Raw genomic sequence first — 13,170 nt, forward strand, 5'->3', positions numbered from 1 at the left:
ACTTATAACATAAATGCGTATTTTAGCAGGAAAAATCTTATTCTTTTATTTTTAATTTTTTAGCCTTAAAACCATTTTTAGTTGATAGGAATCAATTATTTAAATTATTAATGTGTTAAAATTTCAACTTATAATAATTAAAAGGAAAATTTATATGAAAAAAATACTGTTGTTGGCGATTACTCTATCGTCATTACTTTTTGCTCAAACTGAAAATGAAACATGCAAGAAGTGTCATCCAGACATAGTAAATGAGTTTGAAGGCTCAATGCATAGAAATGCAACTTACTATGATGATGAGATTCATAAAGCTGTATGGGATATGCACCCATCAAGAGATAGCGGTAAATATAGTTGTGCTGAGTGTCATGCTCCAAACGCAAAAGATGAAAAAGAGGTGGCACAGGGTATAACTTGTGTAAGTTGTCACACCATAAAAGATGTAGAAGAGCATGCGGGTGCAAATAAAAATGTATATTCAAAAGATAAGAAAACTTTCTACTCAGCTGAAGCAGGAAGAGAAAATGAAAAAGTAATTTATAAACAAGAGAGCTCTTGGTTGGGTATGAACAAAACTACAGTAGGCTCTCCTTATCATGATATAGATTACACAAATGAGAAATATTATAATGGGCAAATGTGTATGGGTTGTCACTCTCATAGACAAAATTCAAGTGAGTTTATGATTTGCGAAACAGGTAAAGATGGTGCGCAAAACAAAGAGGAAAATTGTATTACATGTCATATGCCTAAAGTTGAAGGAACTGCAACAACTATTAGACAGAGCCAAAAACATGCATATCACGGGTTCGCTGGTGCTCATAAAAAACCAGAGCTTCTTTCACAATATGTTGAGATTGAACTTGGTAAAAAAAGTAATGGTTTTGATGTATTTGTTACAAATAAAGCGCCACATGATTTGATGTTGCATCCTCTTAGAGTTACGGAGTTGAGAGTAAAAATTATAAGTGAAAAAGAGAGTAAATCTCTACAAACTTTTACATTTGTTAAAGTTATAGGAAATGAAAGCGGACCGTCAATGCCTTGGCTTGCAAATCAAGTTGTAGTTGATACTATGTTAAAAGGTAATGAAAAAAGAGCAATTCCTTATACTGAAGTGCTGAAAAAAGGGGATAAGGTTGAAGTTGAACTTGGATACTATCTTGTAAATCCAAAAGCGCTTAAAAAATTAAACTTAGAGGGCAACAAAAAAGCTGAGAAATTTACAGTTCTTAAGCAAAAAAGTTTTATAGCAGAGTAGCACTTAGCTACTCTACCTCCTCCTCATACCTGACTTTCCCACCAATATCTTCATCCCTATATGTGCTATGTGTTCCATCACAAAATGGGAAGTTCTTACTAGATTTACACATGCAGATATGATACTGTTTAGTTTTTTCAACTGTTACTTTTTTTGGCATACAACTGCTTCCTTCATGTTTTCCATCACAAAAAACACCACCCTCGCTTCTTCCACATGTACAAATATAATATGGAATCCAAGCTTCCAACGTAACGCCGTTTGGTTTGTTGTCAAATACTATCGCATCTTTACACATAATAAACTCCTTTAATTACTCATTTGCTAAACATTATATTTAATGATTTTTAAAACACCCCTTATGATATACTTCTGTATCTTAAAATGAGGATTTTAAAATGATAAAAGTTCTATTAATTCCACTCTTTTTTATGCTTTTTTCTGGATGTGTAGATAAGAAAAATGTTTTGTTTATAGATAATATGGGTATTTGCACCAAAAGTATGGCAACGCTTCATCTGCGTGAGGTTGAGATGCAAAACAATGCTCAGACGTTTAATGTTACATCAGATGAGTTAACTCTTGCTCTTGTAAATGCACTCAAAGAGACAAACTGCTTTGTGGTTCTTACATCAAAGACTAATTCTCTTGACTCAAAAGATGATTATTTCTTAGATGTGAAGGTGAACCTTTCTCAGGATAAAGAAAAAAGTAAGCAGAATATTTTCAAAACGGTTGAAAAAGAGCACCTACAAATGCTGATTTCTCTAAACGCTTACAATAACGGAAACAAAGTTGTGGCAAATGCAAAAAGTGAAATCGTTATCGATAAATCAAAAATTTTAGGCTTTAAACCAGAATCAGACACACTTGGCGACAAGCGTATGCTCATTAAAAATGCTACAAAACAAGTATCCATAGCTATCAGTGATGGATTTCTAAAACTGAGATAAGGTGCACTTTTAGCACCTTAATCAAAACCTTTTAATTTTAAACCGCTAGTTTTAATCTCCCCATATACCTAAACCATTTTAATTATCTAAATATAGCAAATATGATATTTATTATCAAAATCAGAATAAATTAAGCAATTTGGCTATATGATTTTGATTTTACTTATCAATAAAGGTTGAAATATGGAGTATTTAAAAGAGAGCGTAGATTATGGGATATTGGCGATACTCTTTTTTATGAGTTTTGTATCTATTTGGCTCTCTATTGAGAGATATTTTTTTTATAAAAGTGTTGATTTAATGGAGTATAAAACAAAAAATGAGGTAGAGGTTATTTTGACAAATAATCTCTCTACTATTTCAAGTATAGCTTCAAATGCCCCATACGTTGGGCTTCTTGGGACTGTCATGGGGATAATGGTTGTTTTTTACGACATGGGGCAAAACTCATCTTTAGAGACCTCAGTTGTAGTTATAGGGCTCTCTTTGGCGCTAAAGGCAACAGCGCTTGGGCTTTTAGTGGCGATTCCTTCCATGATGCTCTATAGTGCATTTTTGCGTAAAACGGATATCTTATTTGCAAAGTGGGAAGATGAAATCAATAAAAAGATATGAGGGCATAAATGTTGTCCCATTTATAGATGTTCTGCTTGTTTTGCTTGCGATAGTGTTTGTTATATCTAACTTTATAGCACTTGGAAAGATTGATGTTAAGTTGCCAACTTCATCTACAAAAGAGGCGATAAAAGATGTAAAACATAACATAGTCATAACAGAAAATAGTGAGTTGTATGTTAATGATGCGCTTGTTGATAGGGAGGAGTTTAAAAGAAGGCTTTTTGAGTTTTCAAAAGATGATGTTATTACGATTGTCTCTGATAAGAAGGCGCTTTATGAGGATTTTATCTTTGTAGTTGATGTTTTAAAAGAGAGAGGTTTAGAAAAAATCTCAATGGCTACAAAAAGATGAAAGAGCTACCACAAATAGACTCAAAAGAGCTCTTTAAAGGTGAAAAAATAGTTCGCATAATCCATGCCAATCAAGTATATACGCTTAGAATCACGTGTGAAAACAAGCTTATACTAACAAAATAGGAGCTTTGTATGAGAGTAGTAAGCAGAAGTAGCATAAGTGGTTTTTATATCTCTCTAGCTCTACATGTAGTCGCTATCTTTACTCTTGTTTATGCCCTAGATACAAAGAGTAAACTTCCCACCCCTTTAGAGCCCATGTTTATCTCTTTAAAAAATTTTGAACTTCCAAAAGAGGTCTCTTCAAAGGTAGCAAAACCAGAGCCTATAAAAAAAGAGATAGTTCAAAAATCAAAAGTAGCCAAAGTTGAAAAAAAAGTGGAGGTTTTAGAGCCTAAAAAGATAGAGCAAGAAGTGCAAACTCCTGCAAAAATAGCAAAACCTCTAAAAGATAAATCTGCTCAAACTAGTAGTGCACCACAAGAGAGCACCAAGGCGCAAGAAAATCATGAAGCAAAAGAGGATGTTATACAAGAGAGTATAGCGCAAAGCGAGGAAGCAGAACAAGAAGAGTATGAAAAAACAAATTTTCATAGTATCCGAGATATGGTTTTGGCAAATCTAAAATATCCAAATAATGCAAGAAGAATGGGACTTCATGGAACAGTTGAGATAGTTTTGGTTATAGATACAAATGGAAAACTTATAGATGTTATTTTGCATAAATCTTCAGGACACTCTCTTTTGGATAAGAGCGCACTCAAATCAGCAGACAAACTATGCAAAGCAACTCTGCCAGCACCTCAGAGAGTCTCAAGAGTAATGCTTCCAATCTACTTTGCACTTAACTAAAAACTCTAAAAATATTGATTTATGATAAAAGAGCTAATCGCAACCCTGATAAAAAACAGAGCTCTCAGTTGTATGTTTGATATTAGTTATCATAATCAGAAATAATTAAGTATAGTTTTTATACCATTCTGATATTAAATATCAAAAAGGAAAAAATAGTGAATAAAATAAAGTTGAGTCTTTTGGCTGCATTGCTCTTAAATTCGCAAATAAGCGCAAGTGATACAGTAGAACTAGAGCAAATTAGTATAGCTACAAAAACTTCAAAAAGTATAAATGGAGTTGCGGCAACAGTTGAAGTAGTTACACAAAAAGAGATAGAGCAGATGGGGGCGTATAGTCTCAAAGAGATCATAGAAAGAGCACAAGGGTTAAATGTCATGTACGGTACATTTCCAAATGCCTCTTCAAAGAGCAAAGCTTCTATAACCATAAGAGGAATGAGTGCAAACGGCACTCTTATTTTGCTTGATGGCAGACGATTGGCAGGTGAAGTGCAAAACCCTTACGACCTTGAGCGGATTCCTGCTTCTGTTGTTGAGCGCATTGAGATTGTAAAAGGTCCTATGAGTTCACTTTATGGTGCAGATGCTGTTGGAGGTGTTATAAATATCATCACAAAAAGACCTAAAGATGCTCTTAAAATCGATGCAGGTGCAAGATATGGGGCAAATGGTGATGGTGAGGCAGATAGCTTAAATTTAAATCTCTCTATCCAAGATAAGATAGATAAATTTGCATATAGTGCGTATGCGACTATGACTACTACAAAACCATACACTCAAAAAGAGAGCGAGAATGTTTGGGCACCAGTTCCAGGAAACAGAGTAGCTCCATCTGCTCATCCAAATCCAAATATAAGCGGCAATATAAAAGACAGCTACAAACAAGATGTAACTTACCGTGAAGATAGTGATGTTTATACTTTAGGCTCAAGAGTGAGTTATGACTTTTCATCAGATTTTACACTTGGGTTTGATGTTAACTACTTTGTGGAGGAGCGCGAAGGAGCATATATAGGCTACTTCCATCCATCTGCTTATGGGGTGCCTCTTTTTAATGTTCCTGTTAACTCAAGCGATAAGAACAACCGCTTAGATTTGAGTCTTGATGCTACTTATAAAGCTATGGATGAGTTAGAGATAAAAGCAAGAGTTTATAACAGCAACTATGAAAAAAGAAATAAGACTACAGCAAGAGAGTACGCTGCTATGGGGTATGCAAGTGAGGAAGCATCTGCACAAAACGGTATGGATGCGGATGTGGATATAAAAGTAGCTGAACTTAGCGCACTATACATGGCAAGTGATGAGCACTTAGTTACTATAGGAGGCGAGTATAGAGAAGAGACAAGGGATTCAAGTGTTTTTTCTCAAGCAAGTACCCTCACTAGAAAAGAGATGGATTATAAATCGTTTTATCTGCAAGATGAGTGGCAGATGAGTGAAAAACTAAGCGCAATAGTTGGTGCTAGATATGATGCGATAAGCAATGCAGATTCAAAAGCAACTTTTCGTCTAGGCGGTGTTTATGAGTTTGACAAAATGGCATCTCTTAGAGCAAATTTTGCGCAAGGGTATAGAGTGCCAGATATCAGAGAGATGTATATCTTTAAGCAGACTCCAGCAGGGCTTCAAGTTGGTGCCCAAGCAATGGGATATGACTTAAAGCCAGAGTCCACAAACGCTTATGAGATAGGACTTGGTGGACAAAATGGAGTTGTGAGTTATGATTTGGTCTTTTTTTACAATGATGTCAAAGATATGATAGCTCAAACAATGGGGCTCTATGGTGGAAATGCTGCTTATACATTTGAGAATGTCGCAGATGCAAATACTAAGGGTATTGAGTTGTCATTAAAGTATAAGATAAGCAGTGATTTGAGCAGCAGTTTCTATTGGAGTGAATTAAGAACAAAAAATGAAGCAACAAAAAAAGATTTAGAGTTTCAGCCAGAGAGAACTGTAATGCTAGGAGTTGACTATAAGTTTACACATGCACTTAGCGGAGGCATTTTTGCAAAGTATATAGGAGAACAGTACTATACAAATGTGTTAAACAGAGGTGCGCCAAACGAGAGCCGTATGGAAGCAACAGCTGATGGATTCACAACACTAGATTTAAGAGGCGAATACAAGCTAAATAAAACTTTTGATATATATGGAGGTATAAACAATATAACGGATGAAAAAGTAGAGGATGTACTTGGCTCAAATGTGGGCGTTTACTATTTTGCAGGTCTAAGAGCACACTTTTAGGAGTTAAATAATATTTACTAAGTGTAAATAATGATTTAAGAGCAAGAGGGCACCTACTTGGTGCCTATAATTTAAAACAGACACAAAAAACTACAAGCCAGCAAACTCTTCAGATAGCATTCTTTGATTTTAATAGATGGCAAGAGAATAAGTGCTAGTGATTCGCTTATTGGGATGAGTGATTTTGCATATAGCTGGGTTCCTCTTAATGCCATAAAAAAGATAGAAGTCATCAAAGGTCCTATGAGCTCACTTTATGGCTCTAGTGCAATCGGCGGGGTGGTAAATATCATTACAAAAAAACCAACAGATAGTTTTTTTGGAGAAGTTGATGCAAAGTACGGCTTTAGCAGTGCAGATGGCGGAGATGAACAAGACTACTCAATAAATGTTGGAGGCAAGATAACCGACAAACTCTCAGCAACTATTTTTGCTCAAGCAATTAAGATAGAGCCTATGAAAGATGGCACAAATGTTTTAGCCAAAAGAGAGGGCAGGGATGTTAAAAATGCTATTTTAAACCTCTGGTACGATATAGATGACTCACAACAAATAGCTATCTCATCCATGAGAGGAGATGAGATTAGAGATAATCTGAAATACAAAGAGTACTACGATATTGAAAAAAGTCATGACTCCATAGAGTATAGAAAATATTTTGATAATGTAAAAATGAATCTAAAATATTACATGACATCACTAGATGCTCACTCGGATGATACAAGTCTGCTCTATACACATAAGATGGATGATGAGGTCATGAATGCGGAGTTTGCAATAAGCGCGATTGATGATAACTACATCATACTCGGCGCAGAGAGAAGAGTTGAGAAGTATCATAAAGCCTATGATTTTACTCCTGCAAAAGATTTTAAAGATGAGATAGATTACACATCGTTTTATCTTCAAGATGAGATAGCAGTTGGAGAAAAAACTCTTCTTACTCTTGGTGCAAGATATGACAAGCATGAGAAGTTTGGAGCAGAGCTAAGCCCAAAAGCAAATCTTGTTTATAAACTTGATGAATATAACAGATTAAAAGGCGGCTACGGACATGGCTTCAACGCTCCCTCTTTAACTCAAAACTCAGATGATTATGTCCTTGCATACCCCATAAATACCTCTTCTATGCCTATGCAGTTTTACAGATTTAGGGGAAATAGCGCTCTTAAGCCAGAAGTCTCCGATAGCTTTGAAGTTGGGTATGAGTATGCAAGAGATACAACCTCATTTAAAGCAACTGTTTTTTATACAAAAGTGAGTGATCTCATTACCTATAAAGATAACGGAACAACTGTAGCAATGCCTATAGCATATCAGGAAAAACTATATTCAAATGTTGATGAAGCGGCTATTTATGGGCTTGAAGTGGAGTATGAAGAGAAGGAGATTTTATCTAATTAACTCAACTTTCGCACATAGAAAATCCTAAATTTCCTACATTCAAAAGCATCAATAAAGCCCATAAATAGGCACATTTTAGTATAATTTGTTACCACAACATCTTAACATAAAGGCTTATTTTATGGGTATTGATAATTCTATCGAAGTTGCTATAAGCAATGTATTAAAAAATCCAATTTTAACCGCACTCCGTGAAATTAACATCTCAAAAATACTCAAAGAGAGTAATTACAAAAACTTTCTATTTTTATCTCTTTTAAATATTTTAAAAAAATAACTTACTTTAGTTTCCACTCTCTCATGTGAAAACTAAATAAGATGAGATTAAAAACTAACCCCACCCTGAACTAAAACCCTAGTGCTGTACTTAGGTTCACTTGTTACTTCTTCACTACCTATTGCAGTTGCAACTTGAGCTTTAGCAAATAGTGATTTGTATGAAGCGTAGTAACTTACTCCTACATCTTGAAGAGTTCTGTTTTGAAAAGTAGGGTCTTTACTGTCATCTTGCATTGAAGCATATCCAACGTCATAGAATAGTCCAAATTTATGAGAGTAGCTATTTATTGTAGGGAGTGCTCTTGTTAACTCAATACTCCAGAGTAAGGCATTTTCTGCGCTGTGTTCTGAATCTGGAAATAGTTTAACACCGTTACTTCCACCTATGGACATATCTTCACTTCCATCAAGGTTTTTACCGCCTAGAGCTTTTTGAGCTTGTAGGTTAGTTTGAAGTGTTAGCTCTTGTGGCAGTAGCGTTGAAATACCAACATAACCATTTACTTTAGAGTAGTTTCCTTGTGTGTTTGCTCCTGCTGCATCTGCTATTTTTGAGGCAGCGTCAATAAACTTTAAATTTCCATAAGTGTATGAGACTCCTGAGTTTATCTGTGAGTCAAGTCCAAAGAGTTTTTGCTCTTTAGTGTAAGAGAGGGCAAGGTTGATTGACTTAGCATCTTTATCACTTGTAGTTACTCCTGCTTGTTTATCATTTAAACTCTTTATTGCTAGAGTAGATGAGACTCTTAGAGTCTCTAATCTTGTTCTGATGATTGGATAAGATAGAGTTGCATCAAGTGTGTTTGATGTTCCATAAGCATCAAGAGATTTGTACTCTTGAGCTAAAGAGTAATCTGTTTTAGAGTAACCTACCTCTGCTCTAAGACCATTTGCCATAAGAGGAACACTATAAGCAATTCTTCCGTTTTTTAAATCTCTCTCACTACTCATAAGCCCACTTAGACTGAGCTTATCTCCTAAACCTGCAAGAGAGTTAAGGTTTACTCCTACCATTAGTCTATTTTCGCCTGTATATCTGCTTCCGTAGTTATCGCCTAAGACATATCCGTCATACCAAGGTTTAGTTTCTGTTGTTATAGCAAAGTCACTTGTTCCTACTTCTTGCCTAGGTTTAACATCTGCTGCTGTTACTTTTGCACCAGGGGTGTCATTTATGATAAGCATGGCACGCTCTAGTGTATTTGTGCTTACTATGTTTGCACTCTTTACATCATCAAGCATCGCTTGGACTATCGGTGTTCTTACATGTGAGTTATTCTCTAGTATAAACTTACCGTAGTTTCCCTCTATGATTGCAATCTCTACAACACCATCTTGCATACTCTGAATAGGGATATAAGCACGAGCCACAAAGTAGCCATTGGCACGATACTCTTTAGTGATGATAGAAGCTACCTCTTGAAGCTGTGCAAATGTTAACTCTTTGTCCATGTAAGAGCCAATGAGAGATTGAAGCTTTGATTCTGACATGTGAATAGCACCTGTGATTTTAAAGCTTTTTACAAAGATTGTTTTTCCGCTTTTATCATCTTGCATAACAGGTGCATACTTTTGCACACCACCTACTTCAACCAAAGGAGTTACTTTTTTTGGTAGGTCTTTTGGAGGTTGAACCTCTCTTTGGATATCGCTGCTTGAGGGGATAGAAGCCCCAACGAGAAGTGAGCTTGTTACAAATGATAAAGTCAGTGCTTTAGCTGTTAAATTTGTTATTTTCATTATTTTCATCTCTTTATTCCTTAGTTACTTTTTTTCTTAGGAGTTTTAGTTACATAGAACTGTTGATCTACGCCCTCTGGTAGATGCACTCCACCGTTTACAAGGTCTATGATAGAGTTATATGCGAACGGTACTCTTACATCTTGAGTTGAATCTCCCATAGCCTCTTTTATCTCGCTTAGTGTTACGAGTGCATTAGCTTCTTCGCCTTTGGCGGCTATAGAAGTTATTTGTACACTACCAGTTTGTACCCCAAAGTTTGTAGCTAAGTTTGTATTTGCTTGTTGCATCGCTAGAGAAGGAGTTACACTAGGTGCATTTGTTGCCAAGAGATTTACTAAAATATTTGGAACTTGAACTGTAGTTTGGATTCCATTGATAATAGGTGTTAGTATATCTCCTGTGTTATTATGCTTTTGAGGTGTAGGCGGAGTAATTGGTTCTGGAATAGGTTCAGGTGTCGGTGTCGGAACTGGTGTCGGAACTGGTGTTTGTGTTGGTGCAACATCCGTTTTAATCTTCCAAATAGGTGTTGCTCCATTCATACTAAGCAGAGGAGTTCCAACAGCTAAAGCACTATCGCTTGCAATATCCCATCCAGCATCATTAAAGGTGCTAAATTTTTGAAGCTCTGCTGTTGTTTTGCCAGCAACACCTGAAGACCCGTTTCCTACACCAACGGTAGGTTGTCCTGTTGTTTGCATGTCCCAAAAGCTATTGGTTAGAGTTGTTCCTTTGCTCCACCCTACTAATCCACCCAACTTAGTAGTTCCAGTTATTAAACCTGTAGCATAGGTATTAGTAATGAATCCTATGCTTGACCCTGCCAATCCACCTAAATTATCAGTTCCACTTACCGAAGTTGTGGCATAGGCATTAGTAATAGTTCCAGAGGTTGATCCTACTAATCCACCTATATGACTATTTCCACTGACTGAACCTGTGGCATAGGCATTAGTAATGGTTCCCTCATTTGCTCCCACCAGTCCACCAACATACACTTTTCCAGTAATATCAACACTAAGGACACCTATATTTTTTATTGTTCCTTCATCTACATTTCCAAAAAGCCCTACACAGTCTTTTGCACTATCATTTATATATAAGTTTGAAATTGTATGGTTTAAACCATCAAAGGTACCTTTAAACTTATTGGTTTCATCTCCAATAGGATTCCAACCTGTACCGCTGTTTGTGTAGCCTGCGGTTGTACTCCCCATGTCATTGGATAGATTGAAGTAGTAGTTGTGTGTTAAGATATTGCTGTTGTTAATATTTTGGAGTTGCGTCCAGTTGGTGATGGTGTAGGGGTTTAGTGCGGTTCCAAATCCACTGTTAAAAAGAGTGTTGTCAAACTTTGTGGCACTTCGTAAAAAGGGTAATGTGATTGCATCGGTTGTATATCCACTGGTTTGGGAAGCCGCTGTTCCCCAAATCGTATTCTCCCAAATTGCATCTGTGACTAAAGCTAAAAGTTGGGCTTTTGTTTTACCATAACCACTATCACCCATAGTGCCTGTATTGGCTTGATTGTCATAGTAAGCGTTTGTGATAGTTCCTCCAATGAAGTCAAGTCCAACTAAACCACCCACATAAGTCGTTCCACTTACTGTTCCTGAAGCATAAGAATTTATGATGGCTGAACTGCTATATCCTGCTAATCCACCTACCTTTCGTGTTCCACTCACCGTGACTGTGGCATAAGAGTTTTTGATAGTTGAATTGTTGACATTAGCTCCTACTAAACCACCTACCCACTCATACCCATTTACCAAGCCTGTGGTATAAGCATTTTTGATAATTGATGTACTACTATTATTTACTCCTACCAAAGCCCCTACGTAATTGTAGCCTGTGATATTAACACCAACTAAGCCAACATTTTGTACTGTAGCAGTATCTATTATTCCAAAAAGTCCTGTATGGTATCTTGTAGTATCATTGATGGTTAGATTTGAGATGGTATGCCCCAGTCCATTAAAGGTTCCCGTAAAGCCAAAATAATTAGTAATATATTCATACATCTCGGAATCATATATCACTTCACTTGTAAAAATTGGTATCCACCCTTTACTACCATTCCAAGAAGAAGTCACACTCGCATCTATATTGCTTCCTAATTCATACTTCCCACCAAGTGCTTGATTCATCCACTGGAGTTGGTTGACATTGTGGATAATGACTTTACCATCTACGCCAAAGACAACTTTATTGCGTACATTAGCTGCATTGAAATAGACACCACCGTTTGTGGTGTTGGTGTTTTCTATGGTTTTATTGACATTTATACTATCGGCTGATAATGTTAACTGTTTGTCTGTGCTCCAAATTATATTTTCATTGACAGTAATATTGGTAGTTGCTTGGAGTTCTATATTTGCTGTGCTAAGGGCGTTTTGAATCGCAGTTACACTCACACTCTCTCCTGTTAAAACATCTCCACCGCTAGATTCGATAATGACATTATCAGGGTCAATGAGCCATTCTTTGGTTTTGATAATGGTAGAATCTTCTACATGTAAAGATTTTCCCGAAGTCTCCACAAACCCATCTTTTGCAGTGATAGTTCCGCCAATCTTTACCGTTCCGCCATGAGCAAAAAGCTCTACCTTGCCTGTTATACCATCAATAGAGTTAGCTTCTATGATACCTGTATTGTTAACAACACCTTTTAGCAGTTCATTTACTGCATTTGTAGTTAAGTAAATCTCTCCGCCATCAGCGTAAATGGCACCTTTGTTCTCTACAAGTGCATCTAACACCCCTTTATCTACTCTTAGATTTACAAGTGAGTTTCCATTTAGGTTGATAGTTGCTTCACTAGCGCCTGTTAGAGTTACCTTTCCTCTTATGGCTGTGATAGTTCCATCATTTCTTACACTATTTGCAAGAAGTGAAGCGTAACCGCCATCTGTAATGTTGATAGTTCCCATGTTGATAACGCTTGCTGTACTCTCGCCTGTAAAGTTATAGTTACCTGCGTTAAAGTCTGCATCTGAGATATTTTTTGTTGTAGCTACAAGTCCAGCTGTGTTTATGCTTGCACTCTTGTTAAAAAGCACACCGTTTGAGTTTAGTATCCAAACTTGTCCGTTTGCGTTTAGTGCTCTCTATTACACTTCTCTCATTTCCAACTATACGGTTAAGAGCGATAGCATTTACATTTGGCTGAGCAAAATTAACTGTCTCATTTGCACCGATAGAGAAGTTTTGCCAGTTGATGGTGGCTTTGTTTGTGCTTTGGGTTATATTGGTTATTGCACCGCTTTGAGAGATGTTTGCAACACCGCTTGTTACTACTCCGCCTGTCGGCGAAGCTGAAAGTATTGTGATACTTCCTATTAAAGCAGAGACGACTAAGCTAATCTTTCCGCCTTTTAGGATGCGAAATCGTGAGCTAAAATCTGGATTGTACTTCATTTTAAATTCCTTTAAAACATTTATTTTCATT

Annotated in this window: 13 protein-coding genes; 9 read left to right on the forward strand and 4 right to left on the reverse strand. The window is 36.5% G+C overall.

The features are described from left to right. Nucleotides 1-154 precede the first annotated feature (154 nt). Nucleotides 155-1,261 (forward strand): multiheme c-type cytochrome, encoded by a 1,107-nt coding sequence (locus tag SUDEN_RS05250; protein WP_011372629.1) that lies wholly within the window; start codon nucleotides 155-157, stop codon nucleotides 1,259-1,261. A gap of 7 nt (nucleotides 1,262-1,268) precedes the next feature. Here SUDEN_RS05250 and SUDEN_RS05255 read toward each other — a convergent pair whose 3' ends face one another. Then, the gene (locus SUDEN_RS05255) at nucleotides 1,269-1,559 is read right to left on the reverse strand and encodes a CDGSH iron-sulfur domain-containing protein (RefSeq protein WP_011372630.1); all 291 of its coding nucleotides are present in this window, start codon (nucleotides 1,557-1,559) and stop codon (nucleotides 1,269-1,271) included. A gap of 100 nt (nucleotides 1,560-1,659) precedes the next feature. Between SUDEN_RS05255 and SUDEN_RS05260 the strand changes: the two genes are divergently transcribed. The 8 genes from SUDEN_RS05260 (at nucleotide 1,660) to SUDEN_RS11320 (ending at nucleotide 7,977) form a co-directional block, all read left to right on the forward strand. Then, complete coding sequence (locus SUDEN_RS05260) at nucleotides 1,660-2,214, forward strand: hypothetical protein (protein WP_011372631.1); 555 nt, start codon at nucleotides 1,660-1,662, stop codon at nucleotides 2,212-2,214. A 183-nt stretch (nucleotides 2,215-2,397) separates the two neighbouring features. Further along, a complete protein-coding gene (gene exbB / locus SUDEN_RS05265) occupies nucleotides 2,398-2,829 on the forward strand; it encodes a TonB-system energizer ExbB (protein ID WP_011372632.1) in 432 nt (143 codons plus the stop codon). Further along, nucleotides 2,807-3,184, forward strand: coding sequence for a biopolymer transporter ExbD (locus tag SUDEN_RS05270; RefSeq protein WP_011372633.1), 378 nt, complete (start codon nucleotides 2,807-2,809; stop codon nucleotides 3,182-3,184). The genes exbB and SUDEN_RS05270 overlap by 23 nt, the downstream gene beginning before the upstream one ends. Beyond that, nucleotides 3,181-3,309 carry a hemin uptake protein HemP gene (gene hemP, locus SUDEN_RS11205; protein ID WP_083756758.1) on the forward strand — a complete coding sequence of 43 codons (129 nt, stop codon included), beginning with the start codon at nucleotides 3,181-3,183 and terminating at the stop codon, nucleotides 3,307-3,309. Before SUDEN_RS05270 ends, hemP begins: the two co-directional genes overlap by 4 nt. 9 nt (nucleotides 3,310-3,318) lie before the next feature. Then, on the forward strand, nucleotides 3,319-4,038 hold the full coding sequence (locus tag SUDEN_RS05275; protein ID WP_011372634.1) for an energy transducer TonB: 720 nt from the start codon (nucleotides 3,319-3,321) through the stop codon (nucleotides 4,036-4,038). A 158-nt stretch (nucleotides 4,039-4,196) separates the two neighbouring features. Further along, a complete protein-coding gene (locus tag SUDEN_RS05280) occupies nucleotides 4,197-6,296 on the forward strand; it encodes a TonB-dependent receptor plug domain-containing protein (protein ID WP_011372635.1) in 2,100 nt (699 codons plus the stop codon). A gap of 123 nt (nucleotides 6,297-6,419) precedes the next feature. Next, nucleotides 6,420-7,700, forward strand: a complete 1,281-nt coding sequence (locus tag SUDEN_RS05285; RefSeq protein ID WP_011372636.1) for a TonB-dependent receptor plug domain-containing protein — start codon at nucleotides 6,420-6,422, stop codon at nucleotides 7,698-7,700. Nucleotides 7,701-7,821: 121 nt separating this feature from the next. Further along, nucleotides 7,822-7,977 carry a hypothetical protein gene (locus SUDEN_RS11320; protein ID WP_158301041.1) on the forward strand — a complete coding sequence of 52 codons (156 nt, stop codon included), beginning with the start codon at nucleotides 7,822-7,824 and terminating at the stop codon, nucleotides 7,975-7,977. A gap of 47 nt (nucleotides 7,978-8,024) precedes the next feature. Here the strand turns inward: SUDEN_RS11320 and SUDEN_RS05290 are convergent, their stop codons facing one another. Genes SUDEN_RS05290 through SUDEN_RS11565 form a run of 3 tightly spaced genes read right to left on the reverse strand, consistent with a single transcriptional unit; the run spans nucleotide 8,025 to nucleotide 13,139 of the window. Next, the gene (locus SUDEN_RS05290) at nucleotides 8,025-9,728 is read right to left on the reverse strand and encodes a ShlB/FhaC/HecB family hemolysin secretion/activation protein (RefSeq protein ID WP_011372637.1); all 1,704 of its coding nucleotides are present in this window, start codon (nucleotides 9,726-9,728) and stop codon (nucleotides 8,025-8,027) included. An 11-nt stretch (nucleotides 9,729-9,739) separates the two neighbouring features. After that, the gene (locus SUDEN_RS11560; protein WP_011372638.1) at nucleotides 9,740-12,781 is read right to left on the reverse strand and encodes a beta strand repeat-containing protein; all 3,042 of its coding nucleotides are present in this window, start codon (nucleotides 12,779-12,781) and stop codon (nucleotides 9,740-9,742) included. Continuing rightward, a complete protein-coding gene (locus SUDEN_RS11565; RefSeq protein WP_011372639.1) occupies nucleotides 12,771-13,139 on the reverse strand; it encodes a filamentous hemagglutinin N-terminal domain-containing protein in 369 nt (122 codons plus the stop codon). Before SUDEN_RS11565 ends, SUDEN_RS11560 begins: the two co-directional genes overlap by 11 nt. Nucleotides 13,140-13,170 lie beyond the last annotated feature (31 nt).

The organism is Sulfurimonas denitrificans DSM 1251, from assembly GCF_000012965.1.
GTDB lineage: Bacteria > Campylobacterota > Campylobacteria > Campylobacterales > Sulfurimonadaceae > Sulfurimonas > Sulfurimonas denitrificans.